We start from the raw sequence: 19,702 nt of genomic DNA on the forward strand, positions 1-19,702 counted from the left end.
ATGATCCGTCTCGTCCTGCTTGATATCGAGGGCACAACCCTGCCGATCTCTTTCGTGCGGGACGTCATGTTCCCTTATGCCGCGAAAGCCCTTCCGGCCCTGATGCAGGACCACACGAACCCGACGGTCGTGGCGGCGCGCGCGGATATTGTCATGGAACATCCGGGACAGGACCCGCTGAAAGTCTGTCAGGACTGGATGAAGGCGGACGTGAAGGCAGCTCCCCTGAAGACGCTTCAGGGCCTGACCTGGCGTCAGGGGTTCGAGGACGGCACCCTTCGGGCCGACCTGTATCCGGATGTGCCACCCGCTCTTAAAGCATGGTCGAAAGGCGGCCTGCGTCTGGCGGTCTACTCGTCCGGTTCCATCTCGTCGCAAAAACTGCTCTACGGCCATACAGCACAGGGCGATCTGACGCCTCTGTTTGAGGATTTTTTCGATCTTTCGACCGGCGGGAAAAAAGACGCAGCCTCCTACGAGAAGATCACTGCCGCCGTCGGCCTGCCTGCAGAGCAGATCCTGTTCCTGTCCGATATCGGAGCCGAACTGGACGCTGCCCGGACAGCGGGCATGAGCGTCTGCCAGCTCGTTCGAGAACAGGATGGCACCGTCCCGCATCCGGATGTCGCACAGGCTCCCGACCTGAACGCCGTTTCCAGTCAGTTTGGCGTGCCCGTCGCATGATCCTGCACACGGACTGGCGCGATATCCCTGCCTCCGCCCGCAATACGGTGGCAGCGCTTGGCAATTTCGACGGCGTACATCGCGGCCATGTGCATCTCCTCGAAACATTGCGGATGGCGCGGCCCGATCATCCGCTCTCGGTTGTCACGTTCGACCCGCACCCTCGAACACTGTTCCGGCCGCAGGACCCGCCGTTCCGCCTGATGCTGCCGGATGTTCGCGCCGCAGCCCTCGGCGGCCAAGGCGTTGAACACGTCTTCCAGATCCCGTTCGATACGGAATTTTCCCGTCTGAGCGCCGACCGGTTTGTGAACGATGTTCTCGTGAAGGGCCTCGGTGTGGCGCATGTGGCCTGTGGTGCGGATTTCGCATTTGGCCACCGTCGTCACGGCAATATCGACCGTCTTGAAGCACTCCTCAAGCCCCATGGAATCGGCCTAACCATCGTGCCCCAGCTTGTCGATGACGGCGGCCCGATTTCCTCTAGTCGCATCCGTCGCCTGTTGCAGGAAGGTTATCCAGAGCGCGCCGCCGAAGAACTGGGCCGTCTCTGGAGCGTCATCGGTCCCGTCATGCACGGAGACCAGCGCGGGCGTCTTCTCGGCTTTCCAACGGCCAATATTCCCCTGACTCAACATCTCGAACCCGCGCGCGGCGTCTATGCTGCCCGTGTTACACTGCCCGATGGCCGGGTGATCCCCGGTGTCGGCAATATCGGCCGTCGTCCCACGATCAATGACGGCCGAGAAAGTCGTCTTGAAGTCCATCTCTTCGACTTCAATGAAGACTTGTACGGCCAGACCCTCAGCGTTGCCCTGCTCGCGCTGCTGCGTGAGGAAAAGAAATTCTCCAGTCTGGACGAACTCAAGGCCCAGATTGGCTCCGATGCGACGCAGGCACGATCCCTTCTGAACGTCTGAATTTTTATTTTCTTTATTGTTCTTTGCCATTCGCCCCGTCAGGGGAGAGGTGTGTCTTTTTGTGTCATTTATGCCACGATCCGACGTAGAGAATGCGAATCTTTCGCAATATTGCAGAATTCGTATTGAGAAAGAGTCGCATTAACATTTTAAGGACTGCATCAATGTCGTTTACAGGATCGTGACCCGATGTCGTCCCCAGCTTCCCGTCGCCCGTTAGGTCGGCTTTCTCTCGCGGCCAGTCTCACACTTGTCTGTTCTGCCGCACATGCGGACGAGGCCCGGCATCACCACAAAGCTCGACGCCATCCCGTGCCCAAGGGAGATGCAGTTAATCCCAAGGATGCACATCCAGCTGAAGCGACACATACCAGCCCGATCCAGCCTCTTCCGAAGGCCAGTCCCCTCAATGCAGGCATAACGGCTGCTCCCGAGGAAACCGAGCACCTCAAAGTCACTGCTGCGCCCATGAACATTCTGCATGAGACCATGGGTCTGAGCCGGATGCCGGAAGACGCATTGCATACCCCGCAGACGATCAATATCGTCCCCCAACTCCTGATGCAGCAGCAGAACGTCAAATCCCTCGACGAAGCCCTGCGCAACGTGCCAGGCATTACAGCCTCCGTTGGCGAGGGTGAGGGCGGGATGGCGGGCGACCAGTTTCTCATCCGCGGTTTTCAGGCCCAGAACGACATCTACGAAAACGGCCTGCGCGATTTCGGCGTCTATACACGCGACAGCTTCGATTACGATCATGTCTCGGTCATCAAGGGACCTTCTTCCGAAGTCTTCGGTAATGGCACCACGGGCGGTGCCATCAATATCAGCACCAAAGTCGCCCATCTCGGCGACAGCTATGGTGGCAGCTTCTCAGGCGGCTCGGCGGACTACTACCGAGGCACGCTCGATTTCAACAAACAGATCGGGGACTCCACGGCCATCCGCATCACTGGCATGGGGAACGAGAACAATACTGTCGGCCGTGACAACGTCTATTCGCACCGCTGGGGTATCGCACCCTCGATCGCATTCGGTCTAGGGAAGCGCACGACGTTTACGCTGGAATATTTCCATCAGACGGACAACCGCGTGCCGGATTATGGCGTACCGGTCGGGACCAAGCCGGGCACGCAGATTGCAAAGCCCCTGACGGAATATGGCCTGAACCGCAACAACTGGTACGGCACGACCTACGATCAGGATGCTTCGAACGTGGACATGTTGACCGGTCGTCTGAAATTCGACCTGAACAAGCATATCACGCTGTATGACGACCTGCGCGGCGGCATGTACAGCCGGTATTTCTCCGCTTCACAGCCCGGCTGCGATACAACCTGCGTGGCCAATTATTTTAATAATCCCGAGGCTGCGACCATCAACCGGCGCGGTCATCTGGGCGGTCCAGAACCATACCAGCAGGATGACTGGTCCGTGCAGAACGTCTTTTCGGGCGTCGCGAAATTTTCCACAGGCGGCATCCGCCATCAGATCATCGCGGGCGTCGACATCGCGCATATCTATGACCGGCGCACCAACTACGCCTATAATTTCAATGGCCAGAACGGCACGCGGACCGATACGACAAGCCTGATCAATCCCTCCGCCACGCAGCCCGGCCTGCTGCTCGGCACGCTTGGTCAGTATAGTGGGAATCTTGTGAACATTTCTGGTGTTGGTCATGCCATGTACAAGACAGGCGATGCCACCGATGTCGGTGCTTTTTTCTCCGAACAGATGTGGCTTCTTCCGGAATTCTCGATCCGTGGGGGCTTCCGCTGGGACCACTGGGATAGCCACTATTCCGCCAATGGCGGAACCACAGGTGCCGGAGTGTCTTACGGACAGCAGCAGGATACGTTCAACCCGACCGTCAGCCTGATGTACACACCGACCAGCGATCTTATGGTCTATTTCAACTGGGCGCAGTCCACTACGCCGCTTGGCCTGTATGTGACGAACAGTTCCGAACCCCTGAAATCCTCGACGCAGGGCTTCAGTCCCGAACGCAGCAGCCTGTACGAACTGGGTGCGAAGTATAACGCCTTCCACGGTCGGATGGGTTTTACGGCCTCCGTGTTTCGTCTGGAGAAGGGCAACGCCCTCATGACCGATCCTTCGACCGGGAATGTGTCGTCTTCCAGCGACCGTCAGCGGAACCAGGGTGTCGAACTCAGCGTCTCGGGTGAGATTCTGAAGAACTGGACGATGATCGGAACCTACGCCTATTACGATGCCACAACCGTCTGGTCCCAGACAGCGGCCAATGTCGGCAAGCGTATCCAGTACGCTCCGAAAAATTCCGCTACGATCTGGTCCACCTACACGATCGCGCCTAATCGCCCGTGGAACGTCACCTTCGGCGGTGGCCTGACATGGCGTGATGGCGTCTATCTGAATGCCGCCAATACGGGCTGGGTGCCTGCGACCATGGAGTGGGATGCCGTCGTTTCACATAATTTCGGCAAGCACTGGCGCGTGGCCATGAACGGCTACAACCTCGACAACCGTCTGAACTACAGCAACCTGTTCAGCGATCGCGCCACTCCGGCTGTCGGACGGTCCTTCCTCTTCAATCTTTCGGCGAATTACTGAGCCGAAACAGCCTCGCCTGAAGGAGCAATTCCCATCTCCTTCAGGCGCGCTCGGACCCGCTCCAGCAGGTCCGCATCGCCTTTCAGCCCCAGCGCCGTAAGCTTCTGGTCCATCGCCAGCAGGATGTCGGACGTCGCATCCACAACCGCCTGACGCCACCAGTCCAGCGCTTCTTCGACCTTCCCCGCATCTACGAGCGCCGTCGCGTAATTGTGCTGCCCCCGGTAATCGCCGCCTTCTGCTGACTTCCGGTACCAGTCCAGCGCCGCTGCCCGGTCCTGCGGTACGACCCAGCCTTCTTCCAGAAACCGCGCATAGAGGTTCATGGATTTCGCATGACCGTGACCAGCGGCCGTGCGGAACAGATCCAGCGCCCGCGGCAGATCCGCGTCCATGCCAATCCCGCGCATGGTCAGGATGCCCAGATTGTACCGGCCCCATTCGTCGCCCGCAGCGGCAGCGGCAGCGTAACATTGCGCCGCCTGTTGCAGATCCTTCTCGCAGCCCCAGCCGAACTGGAAACACCGACCGCGCATGTTGTGCCCCGGCCCGAACCCGGCACTGGCCGCGATCGTGAACCACTCCAGCGCACCCGCCGGATCGCGCGGAACATGCACGCTGTCCAGCAGTACCTGTCCCCACTGCACGATCTGAAGATGCTGACCCTTCAGCGCCTCCTGCCGGATCTGCTCGATTTGCGGCGGCAGGGCAGGGGTCTCAGGACGACGGGGACGGGATTTGCGCCCCAGAAATTTCCGAACGATCCGCTTCATCAGAGTGCCGGCACGATCTGCTGGACCGTAAAACCGTCCTTCCGCAGAAGAGCGGGCAGTCCTTTTGGCCCCGCCATATGAAGGGACCCCACTGCCACGAACAGCGAGGTTCCGCTTTCATGGATCTTTGCAATCTTTGCAGCCATTCCAGCATTCCGATCGTCCAGAAGTCGCGACATGAAGCGCCGTTCCTGCGCGGTGTTCAGGCAGTCACACCACTCATGGTACGCATCCAGCCGCTTCACGTCGCTGGACGCCCACATTTCAGCAAGCCGCCGGTTTTCAGTCTGTGTCTTGCCCGATGACACGCCCTTGATGATGCCGTCGATGAACGCATCTTCATCCGCCTGATTCGGGCCGATCAGCAGGTCACGCTGCATCTGTACCGTCTCCAGCCCGATCAGCGGTTTTTTCAGACTGCCCGCCATGCCCTGAAGCACCGCATCCACGGCATAATCCGGATAATATCCATCCCTGCGCGCTGAAAGCGCCTCGACGCCTGCTGCTTCCACGCCCACAGCTACATGCGCGAACGCTGCACTTGGCACACATTGCTGGTCCATGAGCGCATCTACCTTAGCTTTGCGTCCGGATTGCACGAGATGCGCCCATCGCACCGCATCTTCGGGCTGGCGCAAGCTGGTCGCAGTCTCGGGGGCGTTCAGATCAAGCTCCAGCGCCACTTCGCTGCTTTGTAAAATCGCAGCCCGCGTCAGCGGACCGGGCATCAGCCAGTCCTGCTTCGCCACATGCAGCGTGCCGTACAGCCAGGACGAATGGCCGTCTTTCGTCACTTTCCATAAAAAGCCCCGGTCCGGCGCCGTCCTGAACATCTCTCCCATCCGGGCCTTGTCCGGCACGCTCGCTGCCGCCGGACAACGGGGCGCCTGCGCGAAGACTCCCCCCGTCGCACAGAAGCCCAGAACAAGCATGGCGACAGACTGGAAGAGATGGCGTTTACGCACGGATATGCCTTCTGGAAAAAGCCTCATATTCCCCATCATCCGTTACTCCCGCCGACCCCGCAACCCGCCCGGCTTACGAGCCTTGTGCAAGGCTGCTCCGCAACCCGCACTTGACCGGATTGGCCCGCGATCTCCATATGGTCCCTACTTTTGTGTGAATGACCGAAACTGGCCCGTCCCTGATGTCCAACAGCCCCTCCGACCAGACCCCTGATCCTTCTGTCGCCGCTTTCAAGGAACAGCAGGACCGCTATCGCGATACCGTGTTCCTCCCACGCACCGGCTTTCCGATGCGCGGTGGCCTGCCCAAGCGTGAGCCCGAGACGCTCGCCCGCTGGGCCGAGATGGGGCTGGACGAAAAGATCCGCGAGGCCGGGAAGGGACGCCCCGTCTTCACGCTGCATGATGGCCCGCCCTATGCCAACGGTCATATTCACATCGGACACGCCCTGAACAAGGTGATGAAGGATGTGGTTAATCGCGCCCATCGCATGTCGGGCTACGAAGTCCGCTATCTTCCGGGCTGGGACTGCCACGGCCTGCCGATCGAATGGCGGATTGAGGAACAGTATCGCAAGGCCGGCAAGGACAAGGATCAGGTGCCGCTGCTCCAGTTCCGCGCCGAGTGCCGCCAGTACGCCGCCGAATGGGTCCAGAAACAGGCCGAAGACTTCAAGCGTATTGGCGTACAAGCCGAATGGGCCAACCGTTATGTGACGATGGACTTCAGCTCCGAAGCCAAGATCGTCGATGAAATTGGCAAGTTCCTGCTCAATGGCAGCCTCTATCGTGGCTTGCGTCCCGTCATGTGGAGTCCGGTCGAGAAGACCGCCCTGGCCGAAGCTGAGATCGAATATCACGACATCGATTCCACTACGATCTTCGTGGCCTTCCCGGTCATCAAGGACCCCACACCCGCCCAGGCCCTGAGCGGTGTTTCGGCCGTCATCTGGACGACCACGCCCTGGACTATCCCGGCAAACCGCGCGCTCGCCTATGGCCCGGACATCACCTATGTCGTCCTGCGCATTGACGAGACGAACGAAACCAGCCTCGTCCCGCAGGGCGCAAAATTGCTGGTAGCCGAAGACCGTGTGGAAGCGTTCTGCACGGAAGCCGGGATCACCGCCCATCATACGCTCTACACTCTTCCGGGCACCGCCCTGGAAGGTGCGGTCTGCGCTCATCCGCTGCGTGGTCGTGGCTACGAATATGACGTGCCGATGCTGCCGGGCGAGTTCGTCACGACCGATGCTGGTACGGGCCTCGTCCATATGGCCCCGTCGCACGGTCAGGACGACTTTGCGCTCTGTCGCCAGTACGGCATCGAAGTCCCCGAACTGGTTGAAGACGATGGTCGTTACGCTCCGTGGGTTCCGCATCTGGCCGGTATTCACGTCTTCAAGGCCGCCGATCCGGTCTGCGACCTGCTGACGGAAGCCCGCCAGTCCGCCGAACATGATGATGCGCCCGCCACCGGCCTTATGGCACGCGGCTTGGTTCGCCATTCCTACCCGCATTCCTGGCGCTCCAGAGCCCCGATCATTTTCCGCGCCACGCCGCAATGGTTCATCGCGATGGATGGCGAGACAAAGCTGCGCGAAAAATCCCTGAGCGCGCTGGACAACGTTACCTTCGTTCCCGAAGCGGCCCGCCGTCGCCTGACTTCCATGATCGAGCAGCGTCCCGACTGGTGTATCTCCCGCCAGCGCGCTTGGGGCGTGCCAATCGCGGTCTTCGTTGAAAAGCGCACCGGCGAGGTCCTGCGCGACCCCACTGTTATGCAACGCATCGTCGATGCGTTCCGTGAGAAGGGGGCCGATGTCTGGTATGAGGCCGATCCGGCCGTGTTCCTTGGCGCCGATCGCAATCCTGCCGATTACGAACAGGTCTTCGACATCGTGGATGTCTGGTTCGAAAGTGGTTCGTCCCATCGCTTCGATCTGGGGCAGGAGGGGCTGAACTTCCCCGCCGACGTCTATCTCGAAGGCTCGGACCAGCATCGCGGCTGGTTCCAGTCTTCCCTGCTGGAAAGCGTCGGCACGATGGGCGTTGCTCCTTACAAGGCGCTCGTGACCAACGGCTTTGTCATGGACGAGCAGGGTCGCAAGATGTCCAAATCGCTGGGCAATGTCGTGGCCCCGTCTGACGTGACTGATAGCCTCGGCGCGGACATCCTGCGTTTGTGGGTCCTGAACTCCGACACGAACGAAGATCTTCGCATCGGACAGGAAATCCTCAAGCAGCAGGGTGAGCTTTACCGCCGCCTGCGCAACACGCTGCGCTGGCTACTCGGCGCGCTTGATGGCTTCGTGCCTGAAGAGGCCGTGCCGTATGCTGATCTGCCGCCGCTGGAGCAGTATATCCTGCACCGGCTGTCCGAACTGCGTGGCCTGATCTCCAGCGCGGTCGAAACGCATCAGTGGGTGGGCGTCTATCCGGCGCTGCACGGGTTCTGCACTACCGATCTTTCGGCGTTCTATTTCGACATCCGCAAGGACGCGATCTACTGCGACGCCAAATCTGATCCGACGCGCCGTGCGGCCCGCACGGTTCTGGACGTTTTGCATCGTGCGCTTTGCACCTGGCTGGCGCCTGTTCTTGTCTTCACGGCGGAAGAAGCCTGGCAGGCCCGCTTCGGCGAGAACGACAGCGTGCATCTTGCGCAGTTTTTCGAGCCGGACGCCGAATGGAACGACCCCGAACTTGGCAATCGCTGGGAAGACATCCGAGCCTATCGCCGTCTGGTCACGACCGAGCTGGAAACAGCCCGCCGTGATGGCACGATCGGCTCCTCGCTCGAAGCCAGCGTCACGCTGCCACTGTCGCAGGAAGAAGCCGGAATTCTGGGCGGTCTCGACTGGGCCGAACTTCTCATCACGTCCCATGCCGAAACCGAGTTGCTGCCGGGCGACACGGCTCATGGCGGCCCGCAGGTCGAGCGTGCGCCGGGCCATAAATGCGCCCGCTGCTGGAAAGTCCTGCCGGAAGTTGGCGAAAATGCCGAACATTCGGCCCTGTGCCGCCGCTGCATCGATGTGGTGAGCGCCTGATGTCCCTGTGGCATGACGGTATGAGCCGCGCGGGACGCATGGTTCTGGGCTTCGTTCTGCTGCTTCTGGTCCTTGTTCTGGATCAGGCCAGCAAGGACTGGATCCTGTATGTTTATCATCTGCCGGATCGCGGTTCGGTCGAGATCCTGCCGTTCCTGAACTTCACGATGGTCTGGAATCACGCCGTGACTTTCGGAATGTTCGGCGGTCTGGGCAGCCGGGGGCCATGGATTTTCTGTGCTGTCTCGCTGATCGCGGTGGGGCTTCTGGTCTGGACGCTGACGCGCACGAAGCGCACGCTGGTGGCGGCGTCGTGTGGCGCGATCGCCGGGGGTGCCATCGGCAACGTCATTGACCGCCTGCGCTATGGCGCGGTCGTGGATTTTCTGCACGCCCATGCGTTCGGCTGGTCATGGTATGTCTTCAATGTCGCGGATTCAGGGATCGTTTGTGGCGTCATTGTCTGGCTGATCGACTCTCTTCTTGCGGAACGTCAGGCCGCCAGAGCGTCGAGCGCGAAGTGATACGCTGGCGGAACTTGTTTCCACGCTCTGCTCCGGCCTTGCTCCCGCGCCGCGCGGACTGTAGGAGTGTTCCAATCATGATCGCGTCCCAGGGGCCCTCCATGCGTCGTAACCGTCTTTTCGTTGCCCGTCTCAGTGTTCAGATGGGTGCCATGGCTTCCGTCGGCCTGTTGCTTTCGGGCTGCTCGGGCGCCGATGTGTCACGCGCGATCGGTCTCGAACGGGCTATGCCCGATGAGTATACCGTTACTACGCGCGCGCCGCTGTCGATGCCGCCTTCCGAGCAGATGCAGCTCCCTGGTGCCGCAGATGCCCATCGCCCGGACGAAAGCCCGCGCATGCAGGCGCTCGAAACGCTTTCGCCGGACACGGCCCTGCACCCGGATTCCGGTAAGGGAAGCACGGGTCAGACTGCACTGGTCGGACAGGTGGACAAGTCCGCCAATGCGCCGAACAATGCCGAACTCGGCGCGGCCGATGCCGGTTTCGTAGACAACCTGATGTTCTGGAAAGGCGGCAATGCCGGGTCCGTCGTCGATGGTGACGGCGAAAACCGTCGCATCCGCGAGAACTCGGCTCTGGGTCGCAACCCCGCAACGGGCGCAACTCCGACGGTTCGTAAGAAGAAAGCCTTCCTCGGCGTTCTCTGAGTATGCCTGTTCCTTCCGCTCCCTGACGGGGCAGAAGGAATGGCCCTGTCTGCCGTCCGGCTCCACTCCGGACGATGAGGAGGCATCGTGACCGAGGCCCCGTCCTTTCCCCGCCCCACGATTCGTCGCCTGTCCGGTCATGTCATCGACCTGATCGCAGCGGGTGAGGTCATCGAACGTCCTGCCGCTGCGCTGAAGGAACTGGTCGAAAACGCCATTGATTCCGGCGCAACCTGCATCGTGGTCGCGCTGCGTGCAGGCGGGACGGACCGGATCGACGTTACGGATAATGGCTGCGGCATGAGTCCGTTTGAGCTGGAACTGGCGGTCGAACGGCACTGCACCTCCAAACTTCAGGACGACCACCTCGTCCAGATCCGGACGCTCGGGTTCCGAGGAGAGGCTCTGCCCTCCATCGGCGCCAGCGCGCGGCTCTCCATCACGTCCCGCACGCCCGATGCCGACACCGCCTGGTGCATCCGCGTTGATGGCGGCGTCATTACCCCGCCACAACCCGCTTCCGGCCCGGTCGGCACGCGCATTGTCGTAACGGACCTGTTCTTCGCCACCCCGGCGCGGCGCAAATTCCTTAAAAGCGCGCGCGTTGAGAGCGGGCATGCCGAGTCCGTCATGCGGCGGTTGGCCCTGTCCGCTCCCCATTGCGCCATGCGTGTCCTGCTGGACGACAAGGTCCTGTTCGACCTGCCCGAACAGAGCCCGATCAGTCGTGCGGCGTCCATCCTCGATACCACGCCCGATACCCTGATCCCGCTCGACGAACAGCGCGGTGCGGTGCGCCTGTCGGGTTTTGCCTGTGGTCCGGCCCGAACCCGCGCGACAGGATCGGGACAGTTCATTCTGGTTAACAATCGCCCGGTGACGGACCCGATGCTGCGAACCGCCATTCGCGTGGCCTATCGTCCCGTCATTGAGCGTGGCCGTTTCCCGGTCATGGCGCTGCATCTGAAAGTGCCGCTGGAGCGTCTGGACGTGAACGTCCATCCCGCCAAGACGGAACTCCGTTTCGCCGATGAAGCCGAAATCCGCTCCCTCGTTATCGGTGGTCTGGGTCGGGCGCTGGGGCATGGCTCGAAGGGCGGAGGCGGCATTCACGCAAGTTTCGCCCCGCGTTCTTCCATTGTCTATCCGCCGCGCCCGCCGGAACCCCGCGAGACGCTGACGTCGCTCCCGTTACAGGCCAGTCTGCCTACTGCCTCGACGTCAGGAACTGAGCGTGCGCCCCAAACCCCGCAAGCTGTCCCTCGTCAGGGTTTCGCGGAAAAGGACCCGGCTTTCGCCCCGGCAGCCCGCGCCCCGCAGCAGCCTGAGGCACTCGATCCAGCATTCCCGCTCGGCGCGTCCATCGCGCAAGTCTTTGACACCTACATTCTCGCGCTGGCGCCCGATGGCGACCTGATCCTCGTGGACCAGCATGCGGCTCATGAACGCCTGACCCATGAGCGGCTGCGCGAACAATATGCAAGCGGCGGTACGCTGCGTGCGCAGGCCCTGCTCCTGCCCGAAGTGGTGGATCTGCCCCGCCGTGAGGCCGAGGCTCTCATGGCGCGGGTGGAGGATCTGGCCAGACTCGGGATCGATCTTGAATCTTTCGGTCCTGGCAGTGTGCTGCTGCGGTCGGTTCCGGCTCTTCTGGGCGCGCAGGACATTCAGGGCCTTCTGAAGGACGTTGCTGACGAACTGGCCAACGATCCGGATCTGGACGCCGCCAGTACTGGAAGTTTCGCGCATCATCTGGATGCCATTCTCGCGCGCATGGCATGTCATGGCAGCATCCGCGCAGGTCGTCGGCTTAAGCCTGAAGAAATGGATGCGCTGTTGCGGGAGATGGAACGCACACCACGTGCAAATACATGCTCGCATGGACGTCCGACATGGCTCAGACTGACTCGACGTGAACTTGAACGTCTTTTTGGGCGCGTTAAATAGCACGTAGCCTTGAAGAGTCATTTCTTGCATCACCATGTTAGGACCGGCGGAGATCCGTTTGGCGGCAGGAAAGACAACAGAATGTCAGCGTCACTCCAAGACAGTTTCGAGGTCAGTAATGACTCTCTTCTCCACTCTTTCCGCTCCATCGTCGGTTCACGCCACGTCCTGACTTCGCCAGAAGCGACTTATCGCTTTCGCAAGGGATTTCGTTTCGGCATGGGAGACGTGGTGGCGGTGCTTCAACCGGGCAGCCTTGTCGAATTGTGGCGTGCCGCGAAGCTTTGCGCCGAGTCTGGACGGATCATCATCATGCAGGCCGCCAATACGGGCCTGACGGGCGGCTCCACCCCGGACGGCAACGACTATGACCGGGGCGTGGTCATCATCAGCACGAACCGTCTGGACGGCATCCACCTGATTGGCGAGGGGCGGCAGGTCGTGTGTCTACCCGGCTCCACCTTGCACGATCTGGAAGACAGGCTTGCCGCCATCGGCCGTGAACCGCATTCCGTGATCGGCTCGTCCTGTATCGGTGCGTCGGTTCTGGGCGGTGTCAGCAACAATTCCGGCGGCGCGCTGATCCAGCGTGGTCCGGCCTTCACCGAAATGGCGCTGTTCGGCCAGATGGGTGCGGACGGCAAACTGCATCTCGTCAATCATCTCGGCATCCGTCTGGACGGCAATCCGGAGCAGATCCTCGCCGCCGTGCAGACGGGACAGTTGCCCGAACCAGCCATCGACTGGAACGCCGGACGCGGTCACGACGAAAATTACGCCACCCATATCCGTGATGTGGATGCCGATACGCCCGCCCGGTTCAATGCCGATCCCAGCCGCTGGTATGAAGCTGCGGGATGCGCGGGTAAGCTGGTCGTGTTTGCGGTGCGTCTGGATACGTTCGAGGCGGACAAAAATCCGGCCGTGTTCTATATCGGAACGAACAGCACGTCCGATCTTGAAGACCTCCGCCGTCATGCCCTGACCCATTTCGACGAACTGCCGATCGCCGGTGAGTATCTGCACCGCGATGCATTCGACATCGCCGAGAAATACGGTAAGGACACGTTTGCGGTCATTCGCTATTTCGGCACGAAATACCTGCCGAAATTTTTCTCGATGAAGTCCCGCTTCGACGTTTTCGCGCAGAAACTGCCATTCCTGTCCGACCATTTCAGCGATCTGGCGATGCAGTTCCTCAGCCGTTTCCTGCCCAAGCAGCTCCCCAAGCGCATGTGTGAGTATCGTGACCGTTTCGAGCATCACCTGATGCTCAAGGTCTCGGCCTCCATGACTGGGCCTGTTCGGACCTATCTGGAACAGTGGGCCTCAGGCACGGGGGGCGCTTTCTTCGAATGTACGCCCGAAGAAGGCAAGCTTGCCTTCCTGCACCGCTTTGCCGCGGCCGGTGCTGCTGTGCGGTACCGCGCAATCCACACGAAAACGGCCGAAGATATCGTGGCGCTTGATGTCGCCCTGCGCCGCAATGATCGTGAATGGTTCGAGGTTCTGCCGAAGGAGATCGAGGACAAGATCATCGTCAAACTCTATTACGGTCATTTCTTCTGCCACGTGATGCACCAGGATTACGTGATCAAAAAGGGCTACAACGCCATGCAGGTGGAGCACGACATGCTCCCCGGACTGGACGCCCGTGGCGCGCGCTATCCGGCGGAACATAATGTCGGGCATCTCTACAAGGCGCCGGACGAGATGGTCGCTCATTACCGCAGCCTTGATCCCTGCAACTGCTTCAACCCCGGCATTGGCCTTGCGCCCAAGACCCGGAACTGGGTTGCCGAGAGCGTCTGACGCTCTCGGTTCTGTTGCGGTCCGACTCCCCTTAGAATGCGGCGGTCAGGTTCATGTTGAAAGACCGCCCCATTCCCGGCAACGGCCCCAGAACACCCGTAGCGTCGTAATCTCCTAGCGAGAGACCGCCGAGCGGCAGGTAATATCGCTGGTTCAGCACGTTCGCGAGCTCGGCATTGAGCGTGAAATACCGCCAGCGATAGCTTCCCCCAAGCCCCAGCAGAGCATAGCCGGGCGTGCGGGGCTCGTTGCGCAGCCAGTCCACGGTGTTCTTGGATTTCACGAGCGTCACCTCGACGCGACCTGTCCAGTTTTCATAGGTCTCGTGGAGCCCGATCAGGCCATTCGCAGGCATCTGGTGATACAGGCCCGAATGCGTGACCAGATCCACACCGCGCACCCAGTTGATATTCCCGACCAACTCGCCCCTGCCGTAAGCTCGTTTGTCCCACAGGCGCACGGAGCCTGAGGCGTTGATGCCGTAGCTTTGGGCATTGTGATTGACGAATTTCAGCATCGACAGCCCGTTTGAGAAGCGGCTCAACCGCCGGACGTTAATGTAATTGTGCGTGTAGGTATAAAACGGCTGGATCTTCAGATCCCAGCGCTGGGTCGGGTTCGGATCATGCCAGTCCACCGTGACGCTGGCCGTATTGGCGACTTCGGGCGACAGGTTCAGGTTCCCCACATAACCGTTGCCATCGCCAAACCAGCCGATCATCCGTGTCGCCATGCTGCCCATGCCCCAGGCATAACGTTCATACAGGTTTGGCGAGCGCGTCTTGCGGGCATAGCCGCCTTCGATGGACAGGCTGTCCAGCGGCTTCCAACGTCCTGTTGCGGTCACGTCGAAATTGACGTCCGTGCGCCCGCGTGACGCCTGATTGAACCGCTCCGCAGCCATCGCATCGGCCATGGACATCATCCCTGTCCAGGAATAGGGCGCGACCTTGCCCGTATTCATCATCACCAGATCGTTGCGGAATCCGAGTTGTGTGGAAAAGCGGGGCAGCCACTGCGCGTCCCATTCCGCGAAATGACCCAGCCGGTCCCGATGGCCGTTGTTGATGTTGTGATAGGTGCCCGGCCCCATCATCATGCTGCCCTGAAGCGGCGGCCACCAGTCGTTCAGTCCGTTATGGTCGAAGGAGCTGCCCAGTTTGAGCGTGTGCTTCAGCCCGAGCGGAATAGTCGCCTTGATTGCATAGGTCGCCGTTCGCGCATCCGTGTTCATTGGCATACCCGTGGTCGCGCTGTGCCCGCCCTTGTCCGAAAGCATGTCCATGACATGCGTTACCCGTTGCCAGGAGCCGCGCACATCGAGCGTGCCCCAGTTGAAGTCGCCCTTATACTTGCCGTTCACGAAGGTCGAGCGGTTGTTGGTCATGTCCATGTACTGGTTGGGAAAACCTTCATAGGGGATATCCTGCTGACCGAAGGTCAGGGCCAGAAGATGGTTGGCCTTCTTCACGCCCAACGTCACGGCATGGTTGAAGCTCAGATACTCGGTGGAGCGCACGCGCTGCCCGCTCCCGCCTGCCTGATAGTCGCTGGCATGGGAATAAGAGGCCGTATAGCGCAGGCTGAACATGTCATTGGCGACCGTCAAAGACCCCGAAGCCCCCGAACCGCCGCCATTGCTGCGATAATCCCCCCGCACATGCCCAGTCACGAGGATATTGCCCGTTTTGGCAAAGAGCGGGTCTTTGCGCTCGATCTCGACGGTCCCGCCGATACTGTCTCCGCCCAGACTCACGGGCGTGATCCCCGCAATCGCTACGGCACGCGAGACGCTGTCCGGATCGACGTAAGACATGGCGGGATTCATATGGTTCGGACAGGCGGCATCAATCCGCATGCCGTCCACGAGCGTCGCCACCCGGTCGTCGGCCATGCCGTTCAGGACAGGCAGGGCGGAGACGCCGCCTGCGGAATAGGTGCTGTAACCGAGCGCATGGTCCAGAAGATGCGCTGTATCCGCGCTGCTTGTCTGGGGCTGGTGTACGCCGATGACGCTCAACTGTTCGGTCTTGGCAGACTCGACGGAGTCCGGCTGAGAGAGGGCATCCTGTGCGGATGCTCCTGAAAAGGTACTCAGGGTAAAGAAAATGGCCGTCAGGCACGGGCGCGCATAACCTGCGTCAGTGCGGGTCCTGTAAAGGGGGAGCATGATCCACATCCTCGACTGATCTGAAAACCAGTCACGGCGGATCATGCTCCGCAGGCTGTCCCGAAAGAGACAGACCGCAGGCAGTTTCGTCTTCCGCCATGACCACAATGGGGGTCAGACGAGGTGAGGTGGCCCTCGGGAAGGGGGAAGCAGTCGCCAGATCGAGGGAGGCGCACGCGGTGCACCAGGCGTCTGGCGGATCTGACGTCCTATGATCCCACAGGCTGGTAGCACAGGCAGACTGACCAGAATGACCGTCAGAAGCTGCAACAGCGGACAGAGCGGGCAGGTACCGTCATGCGAATGGTGATGATGCTGATGTCCGGCGGTCATGCCGGGCATCGGCCCGGCCATTTGCTCTGTCATCACCATGGGGGATGGTGCAATGTCGATGCCCGTCAAGCGCTCGATCGTCGCCCGGGGACTTTCTTCGGGGTAGGAACATCCCTGAAGAACGAGCTGCCCTAGAAACCCCAGAAGAACCATGGCGATGACTGCAAGCGCAGACAGACCGGACCGTCGGTTCGAGGGGAAGAAGAGGCGAGACATGACACCGGCATCTGGCGCGCGCCTCCCGCGTCGGTCAAGAGTGCGAAATACGTCCCGACCCTATGTTTCTGCCTGTTTTGAGCCGATTATAGGATCTGTGTTGCGTCAGTGCAGAGACTTCTGTCGGCCAGTCAGTACATTCCCCGCTGAGGCGGCAGCAATACACAGTACGCCCATCCAGCGCATTGCGGACAGGGCCTCATGCAGAAACACGAATCCTGACAGAGCGCCCAGCATTGGCTCCATGCTCAGCAGGATCCCCAGGTCGCGCGGACTGAGGGTCCGCATGGCCATCATGTCCAGAATATACGGCACTGCTGAAGACAGGACCGCCACACTCAGCGCCGCTCCGCCCTGCCAGGGATGGGTCAGGACCGTCGGGATCGTCGGGATCAGGCAGGGCAGCAGCAAAATTCCCGCGGTACTCATGCCTAGTGTCGTGGCGACAGGGGCCGGGAAGATCTTCCCCATCCGCGTGCCGGTCAGGATATAGACTACCCAGCCGCAGCCGCTCAGAAGGGCCGCTGCCACGCCGAACAGATTGAGCGACGCCAGACCCGCTGTCGGTCCTTCGGGCCGCAGCAGCAGGAACAGCCCCATAACCACAAGCCCTGCCCAGCACAGATCCAGCCAACGGCGGGAGCCGACCAGTGCCAGTGTCAGGGGACCGGTGAACTCAAGAGCAACGACCACACCCAATGGCAGCCGCACCAGCGCCACGTAAAAGCAGAAATTCATGATCGCGACAGAAGCGCCATAGGGCAGCAGCAGCTTTAGCCGCTCGACCGTCAGCGTGCCTGGCGTCGGCCGCCAGATGCACAGCAGGATCACAGCCGCCAGACAGACGCGCAGTCCCACCATGCCGGTCGGGCCAAACAGCGGGAACAGTCCTTTCGCGAGCGTTGCGCCGACCTGAAAGGAGGAAATTCCTCCGATCAGACATCCGACGGCCTTGAGCTGGCTATTCGATTCCGTGGAGCTGGCCGGTGATGACACGCTCAGACGTCGAGCTCGTCAACGGAGCGGGCGTGTTCCTGAATAAAGCGGAACCGCAGTTCCGGCTTGCGGCCCATCAGGCTTTCCACACGTTCGCTGGTCGCCAAACGGTCCTCGGGCGGCGTGATGACGCGCAGAAGCGTCCGCCGGGCCGGGTCCATGGTCGTTTCCTTGAGATCCTTCACCGGCATCTCGCCCAGACCCTTGAACCGGGAGACCTCGACCTTCGCATTGGCCTTGAAATCTGTCTTGATCCGCCGCAGCCGGTCCTGATCGTTCATGGCATAGACCGTCTTTGGTCCATGCGTGATGCGATAGAGCGGAGGCTGGGCCAGATGCAGATGCCCCTGACGGATCAGTTCAGGCATTTCGCGATAGAAAAACGTCATCAGAAGCGAGGCGATATGCGCTCCGTCCACGTCGGCATCCGTCATGATGATGACGCGCCCATAGCGCAGACGGCTGATATCGAACGATGCCCCGATGCCGCAGCCCAGTGCCTCGGTCAGATCCCGAAGTTCCTGATTGGCCCGCAGCTTGTCGGTCGTGGCGGAGGCCACGTTGAGGATCTTGCCCCGTAGCGGCAGCACGGCCTGTGTCTCGCGGTCGCGCGCCTGACGGGCGGAACCGCCAGCCGATTCGCCCTCCACGAGGAACAGTTCCGTCTCGGCGGCATTTTCGCGTGTGCAATCCGTCAGCTTGCCCGGAAGGCGCAGCTTGCGCGTGGCGCTCTTGCGAGCCGTGTCCTTGACTTCGCGGCGGCGCAAACGCTCTTCCGCACGTTCCACCATGAAGGCCAGCAGACTGTCCGCCTGTTGCGGATTGCCGCCCAGCCAGTGATCCACGCGGTCGCGCAGCGCACCCTCGACCAGTCGCGATGCCTCCTGAGAAGTCAGCTTGTCCTTGGTCTGGCCCTGAAACTGTGGATCGCGAATGAAGACCGAGAGCTTGGCGGCCACGGAGCCGAGAACATCTTCCGCCGAAATGGCCGCCGCCCGCTTGACCTTCCGCTGATCGCCCCAGGCCCGCAACCCCTTCACCAGAGCCGCGCGGAACCCGGCTTCATGTGTGCCGCCCTGAGGCGTGGGAATCGTGTTGCAGAACGAGGACAGGGTCGCTGTTCCGCTCTCAAGGAACGCCACAGCCCATTCTACGCGCCCCCCCGTGCGGCCGTCGGCTGCGATCGGTAGGTCCACGTCTCCCGCCCAGAGCGGTGTCAGCAGATCCGGATCAGGCCCGAGTTCCGCGGAAAGGGCATCTTCCAGCCCGTTGGGGAACTGGATGGTGGCCTCAACCGGCGTCTCGTCGCCTGCCTTGATCAGGGAAGGTTCGCATTTCCACTGGATCGTCACTCCCCGGAACAGTGCTGCTTTGGAGCAGCACATCCGGTAGAGCCGGGCAGGAGAGAAATGATGATTGCCGAAGATTTCCGGATCGGGCGTAAAGCGCACGGTTGTGCCGCGTCGGTTGGGCGCGTTGCCCACTTCAGCCAACGGCGCCAGCGAGACACCGCGCACGAAATCCTGCCGGTACAGCGTCCTATCCCGTGCGACCTCGACTTCCAGCTTCTCGGACAGCGCGTTGACCACCGAACTGCCCACACCATGCAGGCCGCCGGACGTGTCATAGGCCTTGCCCGAGAATTTTCCGCCCGCATGAAGCGTGGTGAAAATCACCTCAAGCGCGGATTTTTCGGGAAATTTCGGATGAGGGGCAGTCGGGATGCCACGGCCATTGTCGCGCACCATGAGCGTGCGCGAGCCTTCCAGCCGCACGTCGATGGTTGTGGCATGACCCGCCACCGCTTCGTCCATCGCATTGTCGAGGATTTCGGAGGCGAGGTGATGATACGCGGTATCATCCGTCCCGCCGATATACATGCCCGGACGGCGCCGGACGGGTTCAAGCCCTTCCAGCACCTCAATGTCGTGGGCACCATATTCCGTATCGACCGGCCCCTTGCGGGATGTTCCGGCCTTTGGTTTGCCTGTCTTGCCTGACTCGAACAGATCGCTCATGTTTGCGTTGTCGCCGCCCGGCTAAGGAACGTCAAGCAAACCCTTT

Annotated in this window: 14 protein-coding genes; 8 read left to right on the forward strand and 6 right to left on the reverse strand. The window is 61.0% G+C overall.

Features of this window, described 5'->3' with window-relative positions:
* The 3 genes from mtnC to GKA01_RS07460 all read left to right on the forward strand — a co-directional run bounded on the left by mtnC (nucleotide 1) and on the right by GKA01_RS07460 (nucleotide 4,199).
* Nucleotides 1-684, forward strand: a complete 684-nt coding sequence (mtnC, locus tag GKA01_RS07450) for an acireductone synthase (RefSeq protein ID WP_146860921.1) — start codon at nucleotides 1-3, stop codon at nucleotides 682-684.
* A complete protein-coding gene (locus GKA01_RS07455; protein ID WP_146860924.1) occupies nucleotides 681-1,604 on the forward strand; it encodes a bifunctional riboflavin kinase/FAD synthetase in 924 nt (307 codons plus the stop codon). Before mtnC ends, GKA01_RS07455 begins: the two co-directional genes overlap by 4 nt.
* Before the next feature lie 189 nt (nucleotides 1,605-1,793).
* Entirely contained in the window at nucleotides 1,794-4,199 is a 2,406-nt protein-coding gene (locus GKA01_RS07460; protein ID WP_146860927.1) for a TonB-dependent receptor, read from the forward strand.
* Here GKA01_RS07460 and GKA01_RS07465 read toward each other — a convergent pair.
* Entirely contained in the window at nucleotides 4,193-4,972 is a 780-nt protein-coding gene (locus GKA01_RS07465; protein WP_146860930.1) for a tetratricopeptide repeat protein, read from the reverse strand. The two genes, GKA01_RS07460 and GKA01_RS07465, sit on opposite strands and share 7 nt — an antisense overlap.
* Entirely contained in the window at nucleotides 4,972-5,937 is a 966-nt protein-coding gene (locus GKA01_RS07470) for a TraB/GumN family protein (protein WP_244289181.1), read from the reverse strand. The genes GKA01_RS07465 and GKA01_RS07470 overlap by 1 nt, the downstream gene beginning before the upstream one ends.
* Before the next feature lie 182 nt (nucleotides 5,938-6,119).
* Between GKA01_RS07470 and ileS the strand changes: the two genes are divergently transcribed.
* The 5 genes from ileS to dld all read left to right on the forward strand — a co-directional run bounded on the left by ileS (nucleotide 6,120) and on the right by dld (nucleotide 13,923).
* Nucleotides 6,120-8,990, forward strand: a complete 2,871-nt coding sequence (gene ileS / locus GKA01_RS07475) for an isoleucine--tRNA ligase (RefSeq protein WP_146860936.1) — start codon at nucleotides 6,120-6,122, stop codon at nucleotides 8,988-8,990.
* Nucleotides 8,990-9,514: a signal peptidase II gene (gene lspA / locus GKA01_RS07480; protein ID WP_146860939.1), complete on the forward strand. Its 525-nt coding sequence runs from the start codon at nucleotides 8,990-8,992 to the stop codon at nucleotides 9,512-9,514. Before ileS ends, lspA begins: the two co-directional genes overlap by 1 nt.
* A gap of 77 nt (nucleotides 9,515-9,591) precedes the next feature.
* A complete protein-coding gene (locus tag GKA01_RS07485; protein WP_062030712.1) occupies nucleotides 9,592-10,164 on the forward strand; it encodes a DUF3035 domain-containing protein in 573 nt (190 codons plus the stop codon).
* Between the two features lie 87 nt (nucleotides 10,165-10,251).
* Nucleotides 10,252-12,111, forward strand: a complete 1,860-nt coding sequence (mutL, locus tag GKA01_RS07490) for a DNA mismatch repair endonuclease MutL (protein ID WP_244289182.1) — start codon at nucleotides 10,252-10,254, stop codon at nucleotides 12,109-12,111.
* An 81-nt stretch (nucleotides 12,112-12,192) separates the two neighbouring features.
* Nucleotides 12,193-13,923 carry a D-lactate dehydrogenase gene (gene dld / locus GKA01_RS07495; RefSeq protein WP_146860945.1) on the forward strand — a complete coding sequence of 577 codons (1,731 nt, stop codon included), beginning with the start codon at nucleotides 12,193-12,195 and terminating at the stop codon, nucleotides 13,921-13,923.
* A gap of 31 nt (nucleotides 13,924-13,954) precedes the next feature.
* Here the strand turns inward: dld and GKA01_RS07500 are convergent, their stop codons facing one another.
* The 4 genes from GKA01_RS07500 to parE all read right to left on the reverse strand — a co-directional run bounded on the left by GKA01_RS07500 (nucleotide 13,955) and on the right by parE (nucleotide 19,656).
* A complete protein-coding gene (locus GKA01_RS07500; RefSeq protein ID WP_146860948.1) occupies nucleotides 13,955-16,093 on the reverse strand; it encodes a TonB-dependent receptor in 2,139 nt (712 codons plus the stop codon).
* A 114-nt stretch (nucleotides 16,094-16,207) separates the two neighbouring features.
* Nucleotides 16,208-16,642 (reverse strand): DUF2946 family protein, encoded by a 435-nt coding sequence (locus GKA01_RS07505; protein WP_146860951.1) that lies wholly within the window; start codon nucleotides 16,640-16,642, stop codon nucleotides 16,208-16,210.
* Between the two features lie 105 nt (nucleotides 16,643-16,747).
* Nucleotides 16,748-17,638 carry an EamA family transporter gene (locus GKA01_RS07510; RefSeq protein ID WP_146860954.1) on the reverse strand — a complete coding sequence of 297 codons (891 nt, stop codon included), beginning with the start codon at nucleotides 17,636-17,638 and terminating at the stop codon, nucleotides 16,748-16,750.
* Between the two features lie 2 nt (nucleotides 17,639-17,640).
* Nucleotides 17,641-19,656, reverse strand: coding sequence for a DNA topoisomerase IV subunit B (gene parE / locus GKA01_RS07515; RefSeq protein ID WP_146860957.1), 2,016 nt, complete (start codon nucleotides 19,654-19,656; stop codon nucleotides 17,641-17,643).
* Between the last annotated feature and the right edge of the window lie 46 nt (nucleotides 19,657-19,702).

Origin of the sequence: Gluconobacter kanchanaburiensis NBRC 103587 (assembly GCF_007988905.1) — a bacterium.
Lineage (GTDB): Bacteria > Pseudomonadota > Alphaproteobacteria > Acetobacterales > Acetobacteraceae > Gluconobacter > Gluconobacter kanchanaburiensis.